Genomic DNA, 23,322 nt, shown 5'->3' with positions numbered 1-23,322 from the left:
CCATGAAAGCCATCGAAATCACCGAATTCGGCGCCCCCGACGTGCTGAAGCTCGCGGAGCGTCCGCGGCCCGAACCGAAGCGCGGCGAGGTGTTGATCAAGGTGGCGGCTTCCGGCGTGAACCGGCCCGACGTGTTCCAGCGCAAGGGCGCCTATGCGCCGCCGCCGGGTGCGTCGGATCTGCCGGGCCTCGAGGTCGCGGGCGAGATCGTCGGCGGCGATTTGTCCGATGCGGCGCTGAATCCGTTCGGCCTGAAGCTCGGCGATCGCGTGTGCGCGCTGCTCGCGGGCGGCGGCTATGCCGAATACGCGGTCGCGCCGCTGCCGCAATGCCTGCCGGTGCCCGACGGCCTCACCGACATCGAGGCCGCATCGTTGCCCGAAACGTTCTTCACCGTGTGGAGCAACGTGTTCGACCGTGCGCAGCTCGGCGCGGGCGAGGGCGGCGAGCAGGAGACGCTGCTCGTGCAGGGCGGTTCGAGCGGCATTGGCGTCACGGCGATCCAGATCGCGCATGCGCTCGGCTTTCGCGTGTTCGCGACGGCAGGCACCGCCGACAAGTGCCGTGCGTGCGAGGCGCTCGGCGCCGAGCGCGCGATCGACTACAAGACGGAAGACTTCGTCGAAGTCGTGAAGTCGCTGACGCACGATCGCGGCGTCGACGTGATCCTCGACATGGTGGCGGGCTCGTACGTGCCGCGCGAGCTGTCCGCGCTCGCGGACGGCGGCCGTCTCGTGCTGATCGCGCTGCTCGGCGGCGCGAAGGCCGAGGTCAACCTGAACGAGATCCTGCGGCGCCGGCTGACGGTGACGGGCTCGACGTTGCGCCCGCGCCCGGTCGAGTTCAAGGCGCGCATCGCCGCGCAGCTGAAGGCGCGCGTGTGGCCGCTGCTGGCCGACGGCCGCATCAAGCCCGTGATCTATCGTGTGCTGCCGGCCGGCGAGGCCGCGCAGGCGCATGCGCTGATGGAGAGCGGCGAGCACATCGGCAAGATCGTGCTCGATTGGGGTGCGAACGCATGACGGCCCGCGCGGCGGGCTTGACATACGCGGTTTGACCGGTTCAAGCCGCGCGCAGTAAAATCGCGGGTTTGCTTCGCCAGATCCAACCTGACGGCCGGGTTCCGGCACGTTAATGACAAGATAGTGACGAGACAGACACGATGTCGAAACAACGAACAAAGCGAGTGATCGGCAACTGGAAGATGCACGGCCGGCTGGCCGGCAACCAGGCGCTGCTGAACGAAGTGGTGCAGGGTGCGGGCGCGGTGGCGGCTGAAACGTCGATCGGCGTGTGCGTGCCGTTCCCGTATCTCGCGCAGGTTCAGGCGCAGCTCGGCGGCGGCCGTGTCGCGTTCGGTGCGCAGGACGTGTCCGCGCACGAGCAAGGCGCGTTCACCGGCGAGGTCGCGGCTGCGATGGTGGCGGAGTTCGGCGCGCAATATGCGATCGTCGGCCATTCGGAGCGCCGCGCGTATCACGGCGAAAGCAGCGAGACGGTCGCGGCGAAGACGCAACGCGCGCTCGCGGCCGGCCTCACGCCCGTCGTGTGTGTCGGCGAGACGCTCGACGAGCGCGAGTCGGGTGCGACCGAGCGGGTCGTCGGTGCGCAGCTCGACGCGGTGCTGGCCGTGCTGACGGCCGACGAAGCCGCCCGCATCGTCGTCGCGTACGAGCCGGTGTGGGCGATCGGCACGGGCAAGAGCGCGAGCTCGGCGCAGGCGCAGGACGTGCACGCGTTCCTGCGTACGCGTCTCGCGGCAAAGGGTGCGGCGGACGTGTCCGTGCTGTACGGCGGCAGCGTGAAGCCGGACAACGCGGAAGAGCTGTTCGCGCAACCGGACATCGACGGCGGCCTGATCGGCGGCGCGTCGCTGAAGGCGGAAGATTTTCTGGCGATCTGCCGGGCCGCGCGTTGAGCGGTCCGAGATCGAATTGAACCATGACGGCGGCCGGTCGGTCCGGTCGCCCGATCCAATCGGGTGGGTGTGATGCTGTTATTCAAGACGCTGATTATTGTGGTGCAGGTGCTGTCTGCACTCGGTGTGATTGGGCTCGTGCTGCTGCAGCACGGCAAGGGTGCCGACATGGGCGCCGCATTCGGCAGCGGCGCGTCGGGCAGCCTGTTCGGTGCGACGGGCTCGGCGAACTTCCTGTCGCGCACGACGGCCATTCTCGCGGCGATTTTCTTCGTCGCGACGCTCGCGCTGACGTACCTCGGTTCGTACAAGTCGACGCCGTCGGCAGGCGTGCTCGGCGCGGCGGTGACCGCACCGGCATCGGCTCCCGCGGCATCGGCGCCGGCCGTCGCGGCGTCTGCCGCCGCCGGTTCGGCCGCAAGCGCGCCGGGCCAGGACGTCCCGAAATAAAAAGTTAATTTTTTGCGGTTGTGCGTTGAACAAATCCTGAACTCGGGTTAGAATTTAATTCTTGAAGCGATTCGCGGGAACAAGCAGCACAACCCGAGTTGCATGCAGTGCCGACGTGGTGAAATTGGTAGACACGCTATCTTGAGGGGGTAGTGGCGAAAGCTGTGCGAGTTCGAGTCTCGCCGTCGGCACCAAAGTTACTCAATGCCAGCCGCTTCTAGTGGCTGGCATTTTTCATTTGTGGGGTGTGCTTGCGGTTGTCTTGCGATCGCCTGCACTCCGAAATGATTCCTTCCGCCGGAAGTGGTATTCTCCGGACGCTCAGAACCAACCGATAGAGGATTGCCTTGAACCTCGCAGCCTATTACCCCGTCTTGTTGTTCCTCCTCGTGGGCACTGGTTTAGGTATAGCGCTGGTCAGCATCGGCAAGCTCCTTGGTCCCAACAAGCCGGACGTCGAGAAGAACGCACCGTACGAGTGCGGCTTCGAAGCCTTTGAAGACGCCCGGATGAAATTCGACGTACGGTATTACCTCGTCGCCATCCTGTTCATCATCTTCGATCTCGAAACCGCATTCCTGTTTCCGTGGGGCGTCGCGCTCCGGGACATCGGCTGGCCGGGTTTCATCGCAATGATGATTTTTCTGCTCGAATTCCTGCTGGGCTTTGCCTATATCTGGAAGAAAGGCGGCCTCGACTGGGAGTGATGGGTTAATCGCCGGTTTGCATGGGCGGCCACGCTCGGTCGCTCGTCTGGAGTGGAAAGCAAATGAGTATCGAAGGGGTCTTGAAGGAAGGGTTTGTCACCACGACGGCTGACAAGCTGATCAACTGGACGCGTACCGGCTCGCTGTGGCCGATGACGTTCGGGCTCGCGTGTTGCGCCGTCGAGATGATGCATGCGGGCGCGGCCCGTTACGATCTGGACCGGTTCGGCGTCGTGTTCCGTCCGAGTCCGCGTCAGTCGGACGTGATGATCGTCGCCGGCACGCTGTGCAACAAGATGGCGCCCGCGCTGCGCCGCGTGTACGACCAGATGGCCGAGCCGCGCTGGGTGATCTCGATGGGGTCGTGTGCGAACGGCGGTGGTTACTACCACTACTCGTACTCGGTGGTCCGCGGCTGCGACCGGATCGTGCCGGTCGACGTCTACGTGCCGGGCTGTCCGCCCACGGCCGAGGCGCTGGTCTACGGCGTGATCCAGCTTCAGGCGAAGATCCGCCGCACCAATACCATCGCCCGTCAATAAAGCCCCGAGCGTCCCCTCAATATGGCAAGCAAAATCGAGACCCTCAAGGCCAACCTCGAAGCCGCGCTCGGCGCGCGCGTGGTGAGCCTCACCGAAGCGATCGGTGAACTGACGCTCGTCGTGAAGGCGAGCGATTACCTCGAAGTCGCAAAGACGCTGCGCGACGATCCGAAGCTCCGTTTCGAGCAACTGATCGACCTCTGCGGCGTCGACTACCAGACCTTCGGCGACGGCGCCTACGACGGCCCGCGCTTCGCGGCCGTGTCGCACCTGCTGTCGGTCACGAACAACTGGCGCCTGCGCCTGCGCGTGTTCGCACCGGACGACGATCTGCCGATCGTGGCGTCGCTGGTCGACATCTGGACCTCGGCGAACTGGTACGAGCGAGAAGCGTTCGACCTGTACGGCATCGTGTTCGAAGGCCACCCCGACCTGCGCCGCATCCTCACCGACTACGGCTTCATCGGTCACCCGTTCCGCAAGGACTTCCCGGTGTCGGGCTACGTCGAAATGCGTTACGACCCGGAAGAGAAGCGGGTCGTGTACCAGCCGGTGACGATCGAGCCGCGCGAAATCACGCCGCGCGTGATCCGCGAGGATCGCTATGGCGGTCTGAAACATTAAGGGGGCGTCATGGCAGAAATCAAGAACTACACGCTCAACTTCGGCCCGCAGCACCCGGCAGCGCACGGCGTGCTGCGCCTCGTGCTCGAGCTCGACGGCGAAGTCATCCAGCGTGCCGATCCGCACATCGGCCTGCTGCACCGCGCGACGGAAAAGCTCGCGGAATCCAAGACCTTCATCCAGTCCGTGCCGTACATGGACCGTCTCGACTATGTGTCGATGATGGTCAACGAGCACGGCTACGTGCTCGCGATCGAAAAGTTGCTCGGCATCGACGTGCCGGAGCGCGCGCAGTACATCCGCGTGCTGTTCGACGAAATCACGCGCGTGCTGAACCACCTGATGTGGATCGGCGCGCACGCGCTCGACGTCGGCGCGATGGCCGTGTTCCTGTACGCGTTCCGCGAACGCGAAGACCTGATGGACGTGTACGAAGCGGTGTCCGGCGCCCGGATGCACGCGGCCTACTATCGTCCGGGCGGCGTCTATCGCGATCTGCCTGACGCAATGCCGCAATACAAGGCGTCGAAGATTCGCAACGAGAAGGCGCTCGCGAAGATGAACGAAGCGCGCAGCGGCTCGGTGCTCGATTTCATCGACGATTTCTTCACGCGCTTCCCGAAGTGCGTCGACGAATACGAAACGCTGCTGACCGACAACCGGATCTGGAAACAGCGTCTGGTCGGGATCGGCGTGGTCAGCCCCGAACGTGCGCTGCAGATGGGCCTGACGGGCCCGATGCTGCGCGGCTCGGGCATCGCGTGGGACCTGCGCAAGAAGCAGCCCTACGAAGTGTACGATCGGATAGATTTCGACGTGCCGGTCGGCGTGAACGGCGATTGCTACGACCGCTATCTGGTGCGCGTCGAAGAAATGCGCCAGTCGGTCCGCATCGCGAAACAGTGTATTGATTGGCTCCGCAAGAATCCGGGCCCGGTGATGACGGACAATCACAAGGTTGCCCCGCCGTCGCGCGTCGGCATGAAGACCAACATGGAAGACTTGATTCACCACTTCAAGCTCTTCACCGAAGGTTTCCATGTGCCGGAAGGTGAAGCGTACGCGGCGGTCGAGCATCCGAAGGGCGAGTTCGGCATCTACCTCGTGTCCGACGGCGCCAACAAGCCGTATCGCCTCAAGATTCGCGCGCCGGGTTTCGCGCACCTGGCGTCGCTCGACGAAATGGCGCGCGGTCACATGATCGCCGACGCCGTCACGATCATCGGTACGCAGGACATCGTGTTCGGCGAAATCGATCGCTAATGGTTGCGCCGCCCGCGAGCGCGGGCGGTGAGCAGTCAGTCGCACGCGAAGTCACATGCGGTATGCGCCGAACCGGCGCGGCTTCGCAAGCTGTCAACAGAGTGAGCGCCAGGTCTGCCGTCCATGCACCCCGATGTGCGGCAGGTTGTTCGTTCGGTAGGAATTGAAAGAGTCGTGTCTGAAAATGATCTCAGCTGAAGGCCTGAAGGAAATCGATCGCGCGTTGACGAAGTATCCCGCCGATCAGAAACAGTCCGCCGTGATGTCGGCGTTGGCCGTTGCTCAGGAAGAGCATGGCTGGCTGTCGCCCGAACTGATGCAGTTCGTCGCGGACTATCTCGGCATGCCGGCCGTTGCCGTGCAGGAAGTCGCGACGTTCTACACGATGTACGAGCTCAAACCGGTCGGCAAGCACAAGATCACGCTCTGCACGAACCTGCCGTGCCAGCTCGGCCCGCACGGCGGCGCGGAAGCGGCTGCCGACTACCTGAAACAGAAGCTGGGCATCGACTTCGGCGAGACCACGCCCGACGGCAAGTTCACGCTGAAGGAAGGCGAATGCATGGGCTCGTGCGGCGATGCGCCGGTGCTGCTGGTGAACAATCACAGAATGTGCAGCTTCATGAGCCGCGAGAAGATCGACCAGCTGCTTGAGGAGCTCTCGAAATGACGTCCCTCCACGACCGTCACATCAAACCGCTGATCCTCGCTGGTCTGAACGGCGAGAACTGGCATCTCGAAGACTACGTTGCGCGCGGCGGCTACAAGCAGCTGCGCCGCATTCTCGAAGAAAAGATCCCGCCCGAGCAGGTGATCGCCGACGTGAAGGCGTCGGGCCTGCGCGGCCGCGGCGGTGCGGGCTTCCCGACCGGCCTGAAGTGGAGCTTCATGCCGCGCCAGTTCCCGGGGCAGAAGTACCTCGTCTGCAACTCGGACGAAGGCGAGCCGGGCACGTTCAAGGATCGCGACATCCTGCGCTGGAACCCGCACGCGCTGATCGAAGGCATGGCCATCGGCGCGTACGCGATGGGCATCACCGTCGGCTACAACTATATCCACGGCGAAATCTTCGAAGTGTATCGACGCTTCGAAGCCGCGCTCGATGAAGCGCGCGCGGCCGGATTCCTCGGCGACAACATCATGGGCTCGGAATTCTCGTTCCAGCTGCACGCGCACCACGGTTACGGCGCGTACATCTGCGGCGAGGAGACGGCGCTGCTCGAGTCGCTCGAAGGCAAGAAGGGCCAGCCGCGCTTCAAGCCGCCGTTCCCGGCGAGCTTCGGCGTGTACGGCAAGCCCACCACGATCAACAACACCGAGACGTTCGCGGCGGTCCCGTTCCTGCTGTCCATCGGGCCGCAGAATTACCTCGAGATCGGCAAGCCGAACAACGGCGGCACGAAGATTTTCTCGGTGTCGGGCGACGTCGAGCGTCCGGGCAACTACGAAGTGCCGCTCGGCACGCCGTTCGCGACGCTGATGGAGCTCGCCGGCGGGATGCGCGGCGGCAAGAAGATCAAGGCCGTGATTCCGGGCGGGTCGTCGGCGCCGGTGATCCCGGGCGACATCATGATGCAGACGGATCTCGACTACGATTCGATCGCGAAGGCGGGCTCGATGCTCGGGTCCGGCGCGGTGATCGTGATGGACGAGACGCGCTGCATGGTGCGCTCGCTGCTGCGCCTGTCGTACTTCTACTACGAGGAATCGTGCGGCCAGTGCACGCCGTGCCGTGAAGGCACCGGCTGGCTGTATCGCGTCGTGAACCGTATCGAGCACGGCGAAGGGCGCCAGGAAGATCTGGACCTGCTGAATTCGGTGGCCGAGAACATCATGGGCCGCACGATCTGTGCGCTCGGCGATGCGGCGGCGATGCCGGTACGCGGGATGCTCAAGCACTACTGGGACGAATTCGCGTACCACGTCGAGCACAAGCACTGCATGGTCGGCGGCCACGCGCACGCGGCGGCAGCCTGAAGCGCACCGGTTGCGGAATTTGAGCGCACGGTCGGGCGAAGGCGCGAACGGGCGGAAATAGGTTAAGGACCATTCACCATCATGGTTGAACTTGAAATAGACGGCAAGAAGGTCGAGGTGCCCGAAGGCAGCATGGTGATCCAGGCTGCGCACAAGGCGGATACGTACATTCCTCACTTCTGCTATCACAAGAAACTGTCGGTCGCGGCCAACTGCCGGATGTGTCTCGTCGAAGTCGAGAAGATGCCGAAGGCCGTGCCTGCCTGCGCGACCCCCGTGTCGGCCGGCATGATCGTCCGCACGCAGTCCGACAAGGCTGTGAAGGCGCAGCAGTCGGTGATGGAATTCCTCCTCATCAATCACCCGCTCGATTGCCCGATCTGCGATCAGGGCGGCGAATGTCAGCTGCAGGATCTGGCGGTCGGCTACGGCAAGTCGTCGTCGCGCTACTCGGAAGAGAAGCGCGTGGTGTTCCACAAGAACGTGGGCCCGCTGATCTCGATGGAAGAAATGTCGCGCTGCATCCACTGCACGCGCTGCGTCCGCTTCGGCCAGGAAATCGCCGGCGTGATGGAGTTCGGCATGCTGGGCCGCGGCGAGCATTCGGAAATCACGACGTTCGTCGGCAAGACGGTCGACTCCGAAATGTCGGGCAACATGATCGATCTGTGCCCGGTCGGCGCGCTGACCAGCAAGCCGTTCCGCTACAGCGCCCGTACGTGGGAACTGTCGCGCCGCAAGTCGGTGAGCCCGCACGATTCCGTCGGCGCGAACCTCGTCGTGCAGGTGAAGAACAACCGCGTGATGCGCGTGCTGCCGTTCGAGAACGAAGCCATCAACGAATGCTGGATCTCGGACAAGGACCGCTTCTCGTATGAAGGCCTCAACAGCGAAGAGCGTCTGACGAAGCCGATGCTGAAGCAGGGCGGCCAGTGGATCGAAACCGACTGGCAGACCGCGCTCGAATACGTCGCGAAGGGCCTGAAGGGCATCGCCGCGGATCACGGCGCGAACGCGCTGGCGATGCTCGCGAGCGCGCACAGCACCGCGGAAGAGCTGTTCCTCGTGAAGCAGCTCGCCACCGAACTGAAGACGCCGAACGTCGACTTCCGTCTGCGTCAGCAGGATTTCTCGGCGCCGGTCCAGGGCGCACCGTGGCTCGGCATGCCGATCTCCGATCTGTCGAACGTGGACGCCGCGTTCGTCGTCGGTTCGTTCCTGCGCCGCGATCATCCGCTGTTCGCATCGCGCCTGCGTCAGGCCGCGAAGAACGGCGCGAAGCTGCACTTCCTGCACGCGACCGGTGACGATTCGCTGATCCCGACCGCGCAGCGCATCGTCGCCGCGCCGTCCGCATGGCTCGACGAGCTGGCCGGCATCGCCGCGGCCGTCGCGCAACTGCGCGGCGTCGCGCTGCCCGATGCGCTCGCTGGCGTCGCCGCATCGCCGGCCGCGCAAGCTGTCGCGCAGTCGCTCGCGAACGGCGAACGCCGCGCGGTGCTGCTCGGCAACGTCGCGGTCCGTCATCCGCAATTCGCGCAGCTGCACGCCGTCGCGCAGTGGATCGCCGACAACACCGGCGCCACGTTCGGCTTCCTGACGGAAGCGGCGAACACGGTCGGCGCGCACGTCGTCGGCGCACTGCCGGGCGAAGGCGGCCTGAACGCACGCGAAGCGTTCGCGCAGCCGCGCAAGGGCTACGTGCTGCTGAACGTCGAGCCGGAATTCGACACCGCCGATCCGGCACAGGCGCTGGCCGCGCTGAACCAGGCGGAGATGGTCGTCGTGATGTCGCCGTTCAAGCACGGCCTCGACTACGCCGACGTGCTGCTGCCGATCGCACCGTTCACTGAAACGGCCGGTACGTTCGTCAACGCGGAAGGCACCGTGCAGAGCTTCAACGGCGTCGTGCGTCCGCTCGGCGATACGCGCCCGGCCTGGAAGGTGCTGCGCGTGCTCGGCAGCCTGCTCGGCCTGCCGAACTTCGAATACGAGACCGCGGAAGAAGTGCGTGTCGCCGCGCTCGGCGACGCCGGCGTCGCGGGTCGCCTGTCGAACCGGACGTCGGTCGTGCCGGCTCGCGCCGCGGCGAATGCCGCGAACGGCGGTTTCGAGCGCCTGGCCGACGTGCCGATCTATCACGCCGACGCGCTCGTGCGCCGCGCAGGTGCGTTGCACCTGACGGCCGCCGCGAAGGCGGCGAATGCCGCAGCCCTGCCGGCCGCGCTGTTCGACAAGCTGGGCTTGAAGGAAGGCGACGCCGTGCGCGTGCGCCAGGGCGAGCGTGCGGTGCAGTTGCCGGCCGTGCGCGACGCGAATCTTGCGGAGACGGTCGTTCGCGTGTCGGCGGCGACGCCTGCCGGCGCAGCGCTCGGCAGCCTGTCCGGTGAACTGGTGGTGGAGAAGGCGTAAATGAGCTTGTTCGATACGATCAACGCGGGCGGGGCCGAGCTTCTCGGCTTCGCGTGGCCGACGGTGTGGGCAGTCGTGCGCATCCTCGTCGTCTCCGTCGTCATCCTGCTGTGCGTCGCGTACCTGATTCTGTGGGAGCGCAAGCTGATCGGCTGGATGCACGTGCGTCTCGGCCCGAACCGCGTCGGCCCCGGCGGCCTGCTGCAGCCGATCGCCGACGTGCTGAAGCTGCTGCTGAAGGAAGTCATTCAGCCGAGTGCCGCCAGCCGCTGGCTGTACCTGATCGCGCCGGTGATGACCGTCGTGCCGGCATTCGCCGTGTGGGCCGTGATTCCGTTCCAGGCCGAAGCCGTGCTCGCGAACGTGAACGCGGGCCTGCTGTACGCGATGGCGATCTCGTCGATCGGCGTGTACGCGGTGATTCTCGCCGGCTGGGCGTCGAACTCGAAGTACGCGTTCCTCGGCGCGATGCGCGCCGCGGCGCAGATGGTGTCGTACGAAATCTCGATGGGCTTCGCGCTGGTGCTCGTGCTGATGACCGCCGGCAGCCTGAACCTGTCGGAAATCGTCGGTTCGCAACAGCATGGCTTCTTCGCCGGCCACGGCGTGAACTTCCTGTCGTGGAACTGGCTGCCGCTCCTGCCGGCGTTCGTCGTCTACTTCATCTCGGGCATCGCCGAAACGAACCGTCACCCGTTCGACGTGGTGGAAGGGGAGTCGGAAATCGTCGCGGGTCACATGATCGATTACTCGGGCATGGCGTTCGCGCTGTTCTTCCTCGCCGAGTACATCAACATGATCGTGATCTCGGCGCTGGCGGCGACGCTGTTCCTCGGCGGCTGGGACGCGCCGTTCGAATTCCTGTCGTTCATCCCGGGCATCTTCTGGCTGGTGCTGAAGGTCTTCGCGCTGCTGTCGGTGTTCATCTGGGTGCGCGCGACGTTCCCGCGCTTCCGTTACGACCAGATCATGCGTCTGGGCTGGAAGGTGTTCCTGCCCGTCACGGTGATCTGGGTGGTCGTGGTCGGCTTCTGGATGATGTCGCCGCTGAACATCTGGGTGAAGTAAAGATCGGACGAAATCATGACGGCTATCCAACACTTCTTTAAGACTTTCTTCCTGACCGAGCTGCTGAAGGGGCTCGCGCTGACCGGTCGTTACACGTTCAAGCGCAAGTTCACCGTGCAGTTCCCGGAAGAGAAGACCCCGATTTCGCCGCGTTTTCGCGGGCTGCATGCACTGCGCCGCTACGAGAACGGCGAAGAGCGCTGCATCGCGTGCAAGCTGTGCGAGGCCGTGTGCCCCGCGCTCGCGATCACGATCGAGTCGGAAACGCGCGCGGACAACACGCGCCGCACGACGCGCTACGACATCGACCTGACGAAGTGCATCTTCTGCGGTTTCTGCGAAGAGAGCTGCCCGGTCGATTCGATCGTCGAGACGCAGATTCTCGAGTACCACGGCGAAAAGCGCGGCGACCTGTATTTCACGAAGGAAATGCTGCTCGCGGTGGGCGATCGCTACGAGAAGGACATCGCCGCGGCGAAGGCTGCCGACGCGCCGTATCGTTGATTGTGTTTGCAGTGCCGGCCCGGCATCGACGGGCCGAGCCGCCGCGACGGGTGCGGGCGTCCCGCAAGCCGCGCCTGACTATGGCCTAACGATGAACCGGTAATCATGGAATTCACGACCGTACTGTTCTACATCTTCGCGCTGCTCCTGGTGGTATCAGGGCTGAAGGTGATCACTTCGCGCAACCCGGTGGCGTCTGCGCTTTTCCTTGTGCTGGCGTTCTTCAACGCCGCCGCGATCTGGATGCTGCTGGAGGCGGAGTTCCTCGCGATCCTGCTGGTTCTGGTCTACGTGGGCGCGGTGATGGTGCTGTTCCTGTTCGTCGTGATGATGCTGGACATCAACATCGACTACCTGCGCCGCGACTTCAAGCGCTTCGTGCCGATGGCCACCGTGGTCGGCGCGATCATCGTGATCGAAACCGCGCTGATCCTGTGGCGCGGTTACGGCGACACGCACACCGTGCATGCGATGGCGACGGGCGAGATGGCCAACTGGTCGAATACGCGCCTGATCGGCAAGGTGATCTACACCGACTACATCTTCGCGTTCGAAATCGCCGGCCTCGTGCTGCTGGTCGCGATCATCGCCGCGATCGGCCTGACCGAGCGCAAGGGCAAGGACAGCAAGCGCCAGCGCGTGTCGGATCAGGTCAAGGTGCGCCGCAACGACCGCGTGCGCCTCGTGAAGATGGAAGCGGACAAGCCGCAGCCGGAAACGGCGCAAAGCGAAGCCGGTTCGGGCACCAACGGCTAAGCGGAGGAAAAGAAAACCATGCTGACCCTTGCTCACTACCTCGTGCTCGGCGCGATCCTGTTCGCGATCGCGATCGTCGGGATCTTCCTGAACCGCCGCAACGTCATCATCATCCTGATGTCGATCGAACTGATGCTGCTGGCGGTGAACACCAATTTCGTCGCGTTCTCGCATTACCTCGGCGACGTGCACGGCCAGATCTTCGTGTTCTTCGTGCTGACCGTCGCCGCAGCGGAAGCCGCGATCGGTCTCGCGATTCTGGTGACCCTGTTCCGTAAGCTCGACACGATCAATGTCGAGGATCTCGATCAGCTCAAAGGTTAATTTCAGGCAACGCTGTTATGTCAACGACACTCAATGAAAACCTGCTGCTGGCGATTCCGCTCGCTCCGCTGGCCGGCTCGCTGATTGCGGGGCTGTTCGGGAACGCAGTCGGGCGCAAGGGCGCACACCGGATCACGATCCTCGGCGTATTGATCGCGTTCCTCCTGTCGGCGAAAGTCTTCTTCGACGTGATGGGCGGCGCGAGCTTCAACGCGACCGTCTACGAATGGATGAACGTCGGCTCGCTGAAGCTCGAAGTCGGCTTCCTCGTCGATTCGCTGACCGCGATGATGATGGTCGTCGTGACCTTCGTCTCGCTGATGGTGCACGTGTACACGATCGGCTACATGGCGGAAGAAGACGGCTACCAGCGCTTCTTCTCGTACATCTCGCTGTTCACGTTCTCGATGCTGATGCTCGTGATGAGCAACAACTTCCTGCAGCTGTTCTTCGGCTGGGAAGCGGTGGGTCTGGTGTCGTACCTGCTGATCGGCTTCTACTTCACGCGTGAGAGCGCGATCTACGCGAACATGAAGGCGTTCCTCGTGAACCGCGTGGGCGACTTCGGCTTCCTGCTCGGCATCGGCCTGCTGCTCGCGTTCGCCGGCTCGATGAACTACGGCGAAGTGTTCGCGAAGCGCGCGGAACTCGCGAGCCTGCACTTCCCGGGCACCGACTGGGGCCTGCTGACCGTTGCCTGTATCTGCCTGTTCATCGGCGCGATGGGCAAGTCGGCGCAATTCCCGCTGCACGTGTGGCTGCCGGACTCGATGGAAGGCCCGACCCCGATCTCGGCGCTGATTCACGCGGCGACGATGGTGACGGCCGGCATCTTCATGGTGTCGCGCATGTCGCCGCTGTTCGAACTGTCGGACACCGCGCTGTCGTTCATCACGGTGATCGGCGCGATCACGGCGCTCTTCATGGGCTTCCTCGGCATCGTCCAGAACGACATCAAGCGCGTGGTCGCGTACTCGACGCTGTCGCAGCTCGGCTACATGACCGTCGCGCTCGGCGTGTCCGCTTACCCGGTCGCCGTGTTCCATCTGATGACGCACGCGTTCTTCAAGGCGCTGCTGTTCCTCGGCGCCGGCTCGGTCATCATGGGCATGCACCACGACCAGGACATGCGCAACATGGGCGGCCTGCGCAAGTACATGCCGATCACGTGGATCACGTCGCTCATCGGGTCGCTCGCGCTGATCGGTACGCCGTTCTTCTCGGGCTTCTACTCGAAGGACTCGATCATCGACGCGGTGAAGCTGTCGCACCTGCCGGGTTCGGGCTTCGCGTACTTCGCGGTCGTCGCGAGCGTGTTCGTCACGGCGCTGTACTCGTTCCGCATGTACTTCCTGGTGTTCCACGGCGAAGAGCGCTTCCGCAATCCGAAGCATCCGGAATCGCCGATGGGCATGGCGGCCGCGCACGGCCACGACGATCATGGTCATGGCCACGGCCATGACGACCACGCGCACGAGCCGCACGAGACCCCGTGGGTCGTGTGGGTGCCGCTGGTCCTGCTGGCGATCCCGTCGGTGATCATCGGCGCGATCGCGATCAGCCCGATGCTGTTCGGCGACTTCTTCCAGCACGGCGTCGCATTCGATAAGGTCATCTTCATCGGCGAAAACCATCCGGCGCTGGCCGAGATGGCCGAAGAGTTCCACGGCTGGGTCGGCATGGGCCTGCACTCGGTGTCGGGCCTGCCGGTGTGGCTGGCGCTCGCCGGTGTCGTCGTCGCGTGGTTCCTGTATCTGAAGCGTCCGGAGCTGCCGGCGTCGATCCGCCGTGCATTCGGTCCGATCTACACGCTGCTGGACAACAAGTACTACATGGACAAGATCAACGAAGTGGTGTTCGCCCGCGGTTCGGTGGCGATCGGCCGCGGCCTGTGGAAGGAGGGCGACGTCGTGGTGATCGACGGCCTCGTCAACGGCAGCGCCCGGTTCATCGGCTGGTTCGCCGGCGTGATCCGCTTCCTCCAATCCGGTTACATCTATCACTACGCGTTCGCCATGATCATCGGCATGCTGGGGCTCCTGACCCTGTTTGTAACGCTCGGCGGCAAATAAGGCGGGGGGACAACACTAATGCACGCTTTTCCGATTCTCAGTACCGCGATCTGGCTGCCGATCGTCTTCGGCCTCCTCGTGCTTGCGGTCGGTAACGACAAAAATCCGGGGACGGCCCGCTGGGTCGCGCTGATCGGTGCGCTGCTCGGCCTCGCGGTCACGATCCCGCTGATCACCGGCTTCGACTCGAGCACGGCTGCGCTGCAGTTCGTCGAGAAGTCGACCTGGATCGAACGCTTCGATATCGCGTATCACCTCGGCGTCGACGGCATCTCGATGTGGTTCGTCGTGCTGACCGCGCTGATCACGGTGATCGTCGTGATCGCCGCATGGGAAGTGATCACCGAGAACGTCGCGCAGTACCTCGCGGCGTTCCTGATCCTGTCCGGGATCATGATCGGCGTGTTCTCGGCGGCCGACGGCCTGCTGTTCTATGTGTTCTTCGAGGCGACCCTGATCCCGATGTACATCATCATCGGCGTGTGGGGCGGCCCGAACCGCGTGTATGCGGCGTTCAAGTTCTTCCTGTACACGCTGGCCGGTTCGCTGCTGATGCTGGTCGCGCTGATCTACCTGTACACGGAAACGCACTCGTTCGACCTCGCGACGTGGCAGAACGCGAAGATCGCGATGACGCCGCAGATCCTGCTGTTCATTGCGTTCTTCCTCGCGTTCGCGGTGAAGGTGCCGATGTGGCCGGTGCACACGTGGTTGCCGGACGCGCACGTGGAAGCGCCGACGGGCGGCTCGGTCGTGCTGGCGGCGATCATGCTGAAGCTCGGCGCATACGGTTTCCTGCGTTTCTCGCTGCCGATCACGCCTGACGCGAGCCATTTCCTGGCGCCCGTCGTGATCACGCTGTCGCTGATCGCGGTGATCTACATCGGCCTCGTCGCGATGGTGCAGGCCGACATGAAGAAGCTGGTCGCGTATTCGTCGATCGCGCACATGGGCTTCGTCACGCTGGGCTTCTTCATCTTCAACCAGCTCGGCGTCGAAGGCGCGATCATCCAGATGATCTCGCACGGCTTCGTGTCGGGCGCGATGTTCCTCTGCATCGGCGTGCTGTACGACCGCGTGCACTCGCGCCAGATCGCCGACTACGGCGGCGTCGTCAACGTGATGCCGAAGTTCGCGGCGTTCGCGATGCTGTTCTCGATGGCCAACTGCGGGCTGCCGGGTACGTCCGGTTTCGTCGGCGAATTCATGGTGATTCTCGCGGCCGTCCAGTACAACTTCTGGATCGCATTCGGCGCGGCATTCACGCTGATCCTCGGCGCGGCCTACACGCTGTGGATGTACAAGCGCGTGTATTTCGGCGCGGTGGCGAACGATCATGTTGCGAAGCTGAAGGACATCGGCCGTCGCGAATTCCTGATGCTGGCCGTGCTCGCCGCGTTCACGCTGCTGATGGGCCTGTATCCGAAGCCCTTCACCGACGTGATGCACGTTTCCGTGGAAAACCTCCTCTCCCACGTCGCGCAGTCGAAGCTGCCGCTGGCCCAGTAATCGCGAGCGGAGGAACTCAAGATCATGCAAAACGCCTCTATGAATGTCCTGTTGCCTGACGCGCTGGTGCTGGCCGCCATCGTCGTCGCATGGCTGAACGACACCTTTACCGGTGCTTCCGGCCGCCGCCTGACCTATCTGATCGCGGTCGTCTCGTCGGTCGTCGCCGGCGTGTGGTTCGCGGTCCAGGCGCTCGACCCGCAGCAGTACTACTTCTTCTCGAAGATGATCGTCGTCGACTCGTTCGCGAGCATGATGAAGGCGGTCGTGTCGCTCGGGTTCGCGGTCTCGCTCGTCTATTCGCGCAAGTACCTCGAAGACCGCGACATGTTCCGCGGCGACGTGTTCCTGCTCGCCATGTTCTCGCTGCTCGGTCAGCTGGTCATGGTGTCGGGCAACAACTTCCTGACGCTGTACCTCGGCCTCGAACTGATGTCGCTGTCGCTGTACGCGGTCATCGCGCTGCGTCGCGACGCAGCGCAGTCGAGCGAAGCCGCGATGAAGTACTACGTGCTGGGCGCGCTCGCGTCGGGCTTCGTGCTGTACGGCATCTCGATGCTCTACGGCGCGACCGGCTCGCTCGAGCTCGGCGAAGTGTACAAGGCGGTCGGCGGCAATACCGACGCGGCCGTGCTGATGTTCGGCGTGATCTTCATCGTCGCCGGTATCGCGTTCAAGCTCGGCGCCGTGCCGTTCCACATGTGGGTGCCGGACGTCTACCAGGGCGCACCGACCGCGATGACGCTGTTCGTCGGCGGCGGCCCGAAGGTTGCCGCGTTCGCGTGGGGCCTGCGCTTCCTGGTGATGGGCCTGCTGCCGCTCGCGCAGAACTGGCAGACCGCGCTCGTGATCCTCGCCGCGCTGTCGCTGATCGTCGGCAACATCACCGGTATCGTCCAGCGCAACATCAAGCGGATGCTCGCGTACTCGGCGATCTCGAACATGGGGTTCGTGCTGCTCGGCCTGCTCGCGGGCATCGTGAAGGGCGACGCGGCGGCGCCGGCGAACGCGTACAGCTCGGCGATGTTCTACGCGATCGTCTACCTGATCACGACGCTCGGCTCGTTCGGCGTGGTGATGCTGCTGGCGCGCCGCGATTTCGAAGCGGAGACGATCGACGACTTCAAGGGCCTCAACAAGCGCAGCCCGGTGTTCGCGTTCGTGATGATGGTCATGATGTTCTCGCTGGCCGGCATCCCGCCGACCGTCGGCTTCTACGCGAAGCTCGCCGTGCTCGAGGCGACCGTCAACGCGGGCCTCACGTGGCTGGCCGTGCTGGCCGTGATCACGTCGCTGTTCGGCGCGTTCTACTACCTGCGCATCGTCAAGGTGATTTACTTCGATGCTCCGCAGGATTCGACGCCGATCACGGGCGATTTCTGCAAGCGCACGATCCTCGTGCTGAACGGCGTGGCGGTCGTCGTGCTCGGCCTGATCCCGAGCCCGCTGCTGACCGCCTGCCTGCAGGCAATCCGTCACACGCTGCCGCTGTAATGTCGGCAGCCGGCTGGTTCATCGTGCTGTTGGCGCTCGTCTGCGCCAACCTGCCGTTCCTGAACCAACGCCTCTTCGCCGTCGTGCCGTTCGGCGCGACGAAGAAGAATGCGTGGGTGCGGATCGGCGAGCTGATCGTGCTGTACTTCGTCGTCGGCGCGCTCGGCTTCTGGCTCGAGTCGCGCGCCGGCAACCGCTTCGAACAGGGCTGGCAGTTTTACGCGATCACGTTCAGTCTCTTCGTCGTGTTCGCGTTTCCCGGCTTCACGTTCCAGTATCTCGTCAAACGACGCTGACGGCTTCGGCCGTCCGTCGTGCTCATTCAGGAGCCGCCGATGGCCGAACTACCCAATCACGACGCCGCACTGACCGAAACCTGCCTCGAGAGCGAGGCGATCTTCGACGGCGCGTTCCTCAAGCTCAAGCGCGACACCGTCCGTCTGCCGGACGGCAAGAAGGCCACGCGCGAATACGTGCAGCACCCGGGTGCGGTGATGGTGATCCCGCTGTTCGACGACGGCCGCGTGCTGATGGAAAGCCAGTTCCGCTATCCGATCGGCAAGGTGATGGCCGAATTCCCGGCCGGCAAGCTCGACCCGAACGAAGGCGCGCTCGCGTGCGCGGTGCGCGAGCTGCGCGAGGAAACGGGCTACACGGCGCGCGAATACGTGTTCCTGGCCCGCATTCATCCGATCATTTCCTATTCGACCGAGTTCATCGACCTGTATCTCGCGCGCGGGCTGACGGCCGGCGAACGCAAGCTCGACGACGGCGAATTCCTCGAAACCTTCACAGCGACGCCGGCCGACCTGCAGGAATGGGTGCGCACGGGCCAGATCACCGACGTGAAGACGATCATCGGCGCGATGTGGCTCGACAAGGTGCTGTCCGGCACGTGGCCGCTCGGGCCGGTCGTCGCGCCCTGAGCACGGCGTCGGCGGCGGCCGGAGCGGCGCGTTACAATTCCGTGACGCGGCGCGTTCGTGCCGCGCGATCCGGATTTAGCACGACCGTTCACAAAACCGCTTTTTGCGCTACACTCGTCACACGCCCTGATTCAGCATGAAGGTCCTCGATTTACAGTGTCCGCACGGTCATCGGTTCGAAGGCTGGTTCGCTTCCGCCGATGAATTCGAAGCGCAGTTGTCCCGCAAGCTGGTCGAATGCCCGGTGTGCGGAACGACGGAGATCAACCGGATGCCGTCGGCGCCGCGCCTGAACCTGTCGGGCGCGACGCAGGCGCAGCCGGCCGATCCGCGTGCGCTGCAGGCGCAGGTGATGCGTGCGCTGCGCGAGGTGCTGGAGAAGACCGAGAACGTGGGCGAGCGCTTCGCCGAGGAAGCGCGGCGCATCCATTACAACGAGGCGCCGGCACGCAGCATTCGCGGCGTCACGACGCCGGAGGATGCGCAGTCCTTGGTCGAAGAAGGCATCGACGTGATGCCGCTGCCGATTCCAGCCGCGCTGAAAGAACCGCTGCAATAACGTACGCAGTGTGTCCTTGCCGGGCCGGACGGTCGCGGCGAGCCTTGCATGGGATCAGAGCAAGCGCGGAAGCGCTGATGCTGATCGACCGCGAAGCATGGGACCGGAGTAAGTGCTAAAGCACTAACTCCGGTCGACAGGAGACACTGCGCATGGATCTGGACTATTCCCCCGCCGACGACGCGTTCCGCGCCGACGTCCGCGCCTGGCTCGAGGCCAACTTGCCTCACGCACTGCGCGCCAAGGTACTCGATCACAAACGACTCGACCGCGAGGACTTCGCGAGCTGGCACCGGATCCTCGGCCAGCGCGGCTGGTCCGCGCCCGCCTGGCCGGTCGAATATGGCGGCCCGGGCTGGAACGCGACGCAGCGACACATCTGGGACGAGGAGTGCGCGCGGATCGGTGCGCCGACCGTGTTGCCGTTCGGGGTGTCGATGGTCGCGCCGGTCCTGATGAAATACGGCAGCGAAGCGCAGAAGCGCCACTACCTGCCGCGTATTCTCGACGGCTCGGACTGGTGGTGCCAGGGTTATTCGGAGCCGGGTTCCGGGTCCGATCTCGCATCGCTGCGCACGCGCGCCGAGCGCCACGGCGATCACTACGTCGTCAACGGCCAGAAGACCTGGACCACGCTCGGCCAGTACGCCGACATGATGTTCTGCCTCGTGCGCACCGATCCGGCCGCGAAGAAGCAGGAGGGCATCTCGTTCCTGCTGATCGACATGAAGACGCCCGGCATCACGGTACGCCCGATCGTGATGCTCGACGAGGATCACGAGGTCAACGAGGTGTTCTTCGAGGACGTGAAGGTGCCGGTCGAGAACCTCGTCGGCGACGAGAACCGCGGCTGGACCTACGCGAAATACCTGCTCGGCCACGAGCGCACCGGCATCGCGCGCGTCGGCGCGTCGAAGCGGGAGCTCGCGTTCCTGAAGCGCGTCGCATCGAACCAGCGCAAGAACGGCAAGCCGTTGCTCGCCGATCCCGTATTCGCCGCGAAGGTCGCGGCGCTCGAAGTCGAGTTGATGGCGCTGGAAGTGACGGTGCTGCGCGTCGTCAGCCGCGAGACGAGCGGCAAGGGGCCCGGCCCCGAGGCATCGATGCTGAAGATCAAGGGCACCGAGGTGCAGCAGGCGCTCACCGAGCTGATGGTCGAAGCGATCGGCCCGCTGGCCGCCCCGTTCGACGTGCCGTTCCTCGACGGCGAGCGCGAACACAGCATCGCGGGCGACGACGATGCGGCGCCGCTCGCCGCGTACTACTTCAATTACCGGAAGACGTCGATCTACGGCGGTTCGAACGAGATCCAGAAGAACATCATCGCGCAGATGATTCTGGGGCTGTGATCAGGGAACGGAGACAACCATGGATTTCAGCTTTACCGATGAACAGCAGCAGTTCGCCGACGCGCTGCGCCGGTATCTCGGCGAGCAATACGGCTTCGAAGCGCGCCAGGCGATCGTGCGCAGCGATGCCGGTGTGTCGGATGCGCAGTGGAGCGCATTCACCGAGCTGGGATTGACCGCGTTGCCCGTGCCGGACGCACAGGGCGGCTTCGGCGGCGGCCCGGTCGACATGCTGGTCGTGATGCAGGAGCTCGGCCGCGCGCTCGTGATCGAGCCGTACTGGGCCACGGCGGTCGGCGTCGAAGCACTGCGGATCGCCGGCTCCGGCGCAGGCGCCGACGCCGCGCTGCTGGAGGCGGTCGCGCAGGGGCAAAAGCGCTTGGCGGTCGCGTTCCACGAACCGCGGGCGCGTTACGATCTGTACGAACTCGACACGCGGGCGCGCGAGCAGGGCGGCACGTACCGGCTGACCGGCACCAAGTCGGTGATTCAGCACGGCGCCCAGGCGCATGCGTGGATCGTGCCGGCGCGGGTCGACGGCGGCGGCATCGGCCTCTTCGTCGTCGAACGCGATGCGGCCAACGCGAAGGTGGTCGACTACCGGACCATCGACGGCCAGCGTGCCGCGACGATCGCGTTCGACGACACGCCTGCCCGACTGCTGACGGGCGGTGCGCGCGACGCGGCGGCACTCGAGCAGATCGCCGATTACGCGACCTTCCTGCTGTGCGCGGAAGCGGTCGGCGCGCTCGACGAGCTGAATCGCGCGACGGTCGAATACACGAAGACGCGCGAGCAGTTCGGCGTGCCGATCGCGCGTTTTCAGGCGCTGCAGCACCGGATGGTCGACATGCTGATTCATGCCGAGCAGGCGCGTTCGCTGACCTATCTCGCGGCGGTGCGCTACGCGAGCGGCGATGCCGATGCGCGGCGCAAGGCCGTGTCGGCCGCGAAGGCGCGGGTCGGCGCGGCCGCGCGCTTCGTCGGCCAGCAGGCCGTCCAGTTGCACGGCGGCATGGGCGTGACCAACGAGGTGGCCGCCGCGCACCTGTTCAAGCGGCTGTCGATCATCGAGACGACGCTTGGCGATACCGATCATCATCTCGCCCGCATCGCGGCGCTGCCCGATTTCGCGCAAACCGACGTAGCATGACGGCGACGCGCGAGCGCGCCAGACAAGGAGACTTATCCGTGGGCATCAGTTACGAAGACCTGGTGGTCGGCAGCACGACCGAAGTGGGCCGCTACACGTTCGAGCCCGACGACATCAAGACGTTCGCGAAGCGCTACGATCCGCAGCCGTTCCATGTCGACGAGGAAGCGGGGAAGGCATCGCATTTCGGCGGCCTCGTCGCGAGCGGCTGGCATACGTGCTCCGTGTTCATGAGCCTGCTGGTCCGCAAGCTCGGATCGGATTCGACCAGCATGGGCTCGCCGGGCATCGATTCGATCCGCTGGCTGAAGCCGGTTCGCGCCGGCGATACGATCACGATGTACCAGAAGGTGCACGACAAGCGCGTGTCGGAGAGCAAGCCCGATCGCGGCATCGTGTCGACCGAATGGGTCGGCGTGAACGAAGCCGGCGAGACGGTGATCACCGTGCAGACCAAAGTGATTTTCGGGCTGCGCCATCCGGGGGGCGCGAACCCATGACCGACGTGACCTTGCCGCTGATCGCATCGGCGCAGGCGTTGCGGGAGCGGGTCGGCGCGGAGCCGCTCGCGAGCGGCTGGAGCGAGATCGATCAGGCGCGCGTCGACGGTTTCGCCGACGCGACCGGCGATCATCAATGGATTCACGTCGACCCCGAGCGCGCGCGGCGCGAGTCGCCGTTCGGCGGGCCGATCGCGCACGGGTTCCTGACGCTGTCGCTGATTCCCGCGTTGATGACCGACGCAATGCGTTTCGAGCAAAAGATGGGCGTGAACTACGGGCTGAACCGCGTGCGGTTCTTGAAGCCGGTGCCGGTCGGGGCGCGCGTGCGTGCGCTGTTCGCGGTGAAGGAAACCGCCGACGCCGCGCGCGGCGGCATCCAGGTGACGTGGTCGGTATCGATGCAGGTCGAGCGCCCCGACGCGCCGCTGCCGGTATGCGCGGCGGAGTTCATCACGCTGCATTACTTCTGACACACGGAGCGGCATGCACGGATGCCGCTCCGCTCGTCATACGCTCGTCAGTGTTTCGCGTACTGCGTTGCGCCGAACAGCACTTCGCGCGCTTTGTCGTCCTGCAGCGCCTTGCGCATCGACGCGAGCACCTCGACGCCGCGCTGCACGGCCGGTCGCGCGGCGATCGCCTCGTACCAGCGCTTCACGTTCGGCAACGCGTCGAGCACGATGCCCTGGTTCTGCCACGAGCGCGTCCACGGGAACGTCGCAATGTCCGCGATCGTGTACGCGTCGCCCGCGAGGTATTCGGATTCGCCGAGGCGCTTTTCCATCACGTTGTACAGGCGCTTCGCTTCGTTCGTGTAGCGGTTGACCGCATACTCGATCTTCTCCGGCGCATACAGGCGGAAGTGGTGCGCCTGCCCGAGCATCGGGCCGACACCGCCCATCTGGAACATCAGCCACTGGAGCGTCGCATAGCGCGCGGCCGGATCGGTCGGCAGGAACTTGTCGGTCTTCTCTGCGAGGTAGATCAGGATCGCGCCCGATTCGAACAGCGAGATCGGTTGGCCGCCGGGGCCGTCCGGATCGACGATCGCGGGGATCTTGTTGTTCGGGCTGATTTTCAGGAACTCGGGCTCGAACTGGTCGCCCGCGCCGATATCGACCGGATGCGCGCGATACGCGAGGCCCGTTTCCTCGAGCATGATGTGCACCTTGTGGCCGTTCGGGGTCGCCCAGCTATAGACGTCGATCATCG

The 23,322-nt window shown here is 64.6% G+C and carries 25 protein-coding genes and 1 tRNA gene; 25 read left to right on the top strand and 1 reads right to left on the bottom strand.

Annotated features, from left to right (window positions below; all coding sequences use genetic code 11):
- Window positions 1-2: 2 nt before the first annotated feature.
- The 25 genes from WS54_RS24830 (at window position 3) to WS54_RS24710 (ending at window position 22,580) form a co-directional block, all read left to right on the top strand.
- Window positions 3-1,022: an NAD(P)H-quinone oxidoreductase gene (locus WS54_RS24830; protein ID WP_059499240.1), complete on the top strand. Its 1,020-nt coding sequence runs from the start codon at window positions 3-5 to the stop codon at window positions 1,020-1,022.
- 140 nt (window positions 1,023-1,162) lie between these two features.
- Complete coding sequence (gene tpiA, locus WS54_RS24825; RefSeq protein ID WP_034207968.1) at window positions 1,163-1,918, top strand: triose-phosphate isomerase; 756 nt, start codon at window positions 1,163-1,165, stop codon at window positions 1,916-1,918.
- A gap of 72 nt (window positions 1,919-1,990) precedes the next feature.
- Window positions 1,991-2,368: a preprotein translocase subunit SecG gene (gene secG, locus WS54_RS24820; protein ID WP_034207967.1), complete on the top strand. Its 378-nt coding sequence runs from the start codon at window positions 1,991-1,993 to the stop codon at window positions 2,366-2,368.
- Between the two features lie 109 nt (window positions 2,369-2,477).
- Window positions 2,478-2,562, top strand: a tRNA-Leu gene (locus WS54_RS24815).
- A 153-nt stretch (window positions 2,563-2,715) separates the two neighbouring features.
- Window positions 2,716-3,075: an NADH-quinone oxidoreductase subunit A gene (locus WS54_RS24810; protein WP_006398798.1), complete on the top strand. Its 360-nt coding sequence runs from the start codon at window positions 2,716-2,718 to the stop codon at window positions 3,073-3,075.
- Window positions 3,076-3,137: 62 nt separating this feature from the next.
- A complete protein-coding gene (locus tag WS54_RS24805) occupies window positions 3,138-3,617 on the top strand; it encodes a NuoB/complex I 20 kDa subunit family protein (RefSeq protein WP_006398799.1) in 480 nt (159 codons plus the stop codon).
- Between the two features lie 21 nt (window positions 3,618-3,638).
- Complete coding sequence (locus WS54_RS24800) at window positions 3,639-4,241, top strand: NADH-quinone oxidoreductase subunit C (RefSeq protein ID WP_034207966.1); 603 nt, start codon at window positions 3,639-3,641, stop codon at window positions 4,239-4,241.
- Window positions 4,242-4,250: 9 nt separating this feature from the next.
- Window positions 4,251-5,504: an NADH-quinone oxidoreductase subunit D gene (locus tag WS54_RS24795; protein WP_034207965.1), complete on the top strand. Its 1,254-nt coding sequence runs from the start codon at window positions 4,251-4,253 to the stop codon at window positions 5,502-5,504.
- A gap of 184 nt (window positions 5,505-5,688) precedes the next feature.
- On the top strand, window positions 5,689-6,174 hold the full coding sequence (gene nuoE, locus WS54_RS24790; RefSeq protein WP_059499244.1) for an NADH-quinone oxidoreductase subunit NuoE: 486 nt from the start codon (window positions 5,689-5,691) through the stop codon (window positions 6,172-6,174).
- Window positions 6,171-7,481: an NADH-quinone oxidoreductase subunit NuoF gene (nuoF, locus tag WS54_RS24785; RefSeq protein ID WP_006478267.1), complete on the top strand. Its 1,311-nt coding sequence runs from the start codon at window positions 6,171-6,173 to the stop codon at window positions 7,479-7,481. Before nuoE ends, nuoF begins: the two co-directional genes overlap by 4 nt.
- A gap of 81 nt (window positions 7,482-7,562) precedes the next feature.
- Window positions 7,563-9,893: an NADH-quinone oxidoreductase subunit NuoG gene (gene nuoG / locus WS54_RS24780; RefSeq protein WP_059781345.1), complete on the top strand. Its 2,331-nt coding sequence runs from the start codon at window positions 7,563-7,565 to the stop codon at window positions 9,891-9,893.
- A complete protein-coding gene (gene nuoH / locus WS54_RS24775; RefSeq protein WP_034207963.1) occupies window positions 9,894-10,961 on the top strand; it encodes an NADH-quinone oxidoreductase subunit NuoH in 1,068 nt (355 codons plus the stop codon). It abuts the gene before it with no gap.
- A 15-nt stretch (window positions 10,962-10,976) separates the two neighbouring features.
- Complete coding sequence (nuoI, locus tag WS54_RS24770; protein ID WP_006478270.1) at window positions 10,977-11,465, top strand: NADH-quinone oxidoreductase subunit NuoI; 489 nt, start codon at window positions 10,977-10,979, stop codon at window positions 11,463-11,465.
- Window positions 11,466-11,570: 105 nt separating this feature from the next.
- Entirely contained in the window at window positions 11,571-12,221 is a 651-nt protein-coding gene (locus WS54_RS24765) for an NADH-quinone oxidoreductase subunit J (protein ID WP_011545812.1), read from the top strand.
- An 18-nt stretch (window positions 12,222-12,239) separates the two neighbouring features.
- Entirely contained in the window at window positions 12,240-12,545 is a 306-nt protein-coding gene (nuoK, locus tag WS54_RS24760; protein WP_006478272.1) for an NADH-quinone oxidoreductase subunit NuoK, read from the top strand.
- A gap of 17 nt (window positions 12,546-12,562) precedes the next feature.
- Entirely contained in the window at window positions 12,563-14,617 is a 2,055-nt protein-coding gene (nuoL, locus tag WS54_RS24755; RefSeq protein ID WP_034207962.1) for an NADH-quinone oxidoreductase subunit L, read from the top strand.
- A gap of 18 nt (window positions 14,618-14,635) precedes the next feature.
- The gene (locus WS54_RS24750) at window positions 14,636-16,126 is read left to right on the top strand and encodes an NADH-quinone oxidoreductase subunit M (protein WP_006484881.1); all 1,491 of its coding nucleotides are present in this window, start codon (window positions 14,636-14,638) and stop codon (window positions 16,124-16,126) included.
- A 39-nt stretch (window positions 16,127-16,165) separates the two neighbouring features.
- Entirely contained in the window at window positions 16,166-17,620 is a 1,455-nt protein-coding gene (nuoN, locus tag WS54_RS24745) for an NADH-quinone oxidoreductase subunit NuoN (protein ID WP_059781347.1), read from the top strand.
- Window positions 17,620-17,916, top strand: a complete 297-nt coding sequence (locus WS54_RS24740; protein WP_006478276.1) for a DUF2818 family protein — start codon at window positions 17,620-17,622, stop codon at window positions 17,914-17,916. Before nuoN ends, WS54_RS24740 begins: the two co-directional genes overlap by 1 nt.
- Before the next feature lie 39 nt (window positions 17,917-17,955).
- Entirely contained in the window at window positions 17,956-18,546 is a 591-nt protein-coding gene (locus tag WS54_RS24735; protein ID WP_059781349.1) for an NUDIX domain-containing protein, read from the top strand.
- Between the two features lie 136 nt (window positions 18,547-18,682).
- Window positions 18,683-19,105, top strand: coding sequence for a DUF1178 family protein (locus WS54_RS24730; RefSeq protein ID WP_006750470.1), 423 nt, complete (start codon window positions 18,683-18,685; stop codon window positions 19,103-19,105).
- A 152-nt stretch (window positions 19,106-19,257) separates the two neighbouring features.
- A complete protein-coding gene (locus WS54_RS24725; RefSeq protein WP_059781350.1) occupies window positions 19,258-20,454 on the top strand; it encodes an acyl-CoA dehydrogenase family protein in 1,197 nt (398 codons plus the stop codon).
- Window positions 20,455-20,473: 19 nt separating this feature from the next.
- Window positions 20,474-21,607, top strand: coding sequence for an acyl-CoA dehydrogenase family protein (locus tag WS54_RS24720; RefSeq protein ID WP_059781352.1), 1,134 nt, complete (start codon window positions 20,474-20,476; stop codon window positions 21,605-21,607).
- 38 nt (window positions 21,608-21,645) lie between these two features.
- Window positions 21,646-22,107 (top strand): MaoC family dehydratase, encoded by a 462-nt coding sequence (locus tag WS54_RS24715; RefSeq protein ID WP_059499254.1) that lies wholly within the window; start codon window positions 21,646-21,648, stop codon window positions 22,105-22,107.
- On the top strand, window positions 22,104-22,580 hold the full coding sequence (locus WS54_RS24710) for a MaoC family dehydratase (RefSeq protein ID WP_034207956.1): 477 nt from the start codon (window positions 22,104-22,106) through the stop codon (window positions 22,578-22,580). Before WS54_RS24715 ends, WS54_RS24710 begins: the two co-directional genes overlap by 4 nt.
- 47 nt (window positions 22,581-22,627) lie before the next feature.
- On the opposite strand, the gene WS54_RS24705 is transcribed toward WS54_RS24710, so the two are convergent.
- Window positions 22,628-23,320, bottom strand: coding sequence for a glutathione binding-like protein (locus tag WS54_RS24705; protein ID WP_059781374.1), 693 nt, complete (start codon window positions 23,318-23,320; stop codon window positions 22,628-22,630).
- Between the last annotated feature and the right edge of the window lie 2 nt (window positions 23,321-23,322).

Source organism: Burkholderia sp. NRF60-BP8 (assembly GCF_001522585.2).
GTDB lineage: Bacteria > Pseudomonadota > Gammaproteobacteria > Burkholderiales > Burkholderiaceae > Burkholderia.
This window is presented reverse-complemented; position numbering and strand designations above follow the sequence as displayed.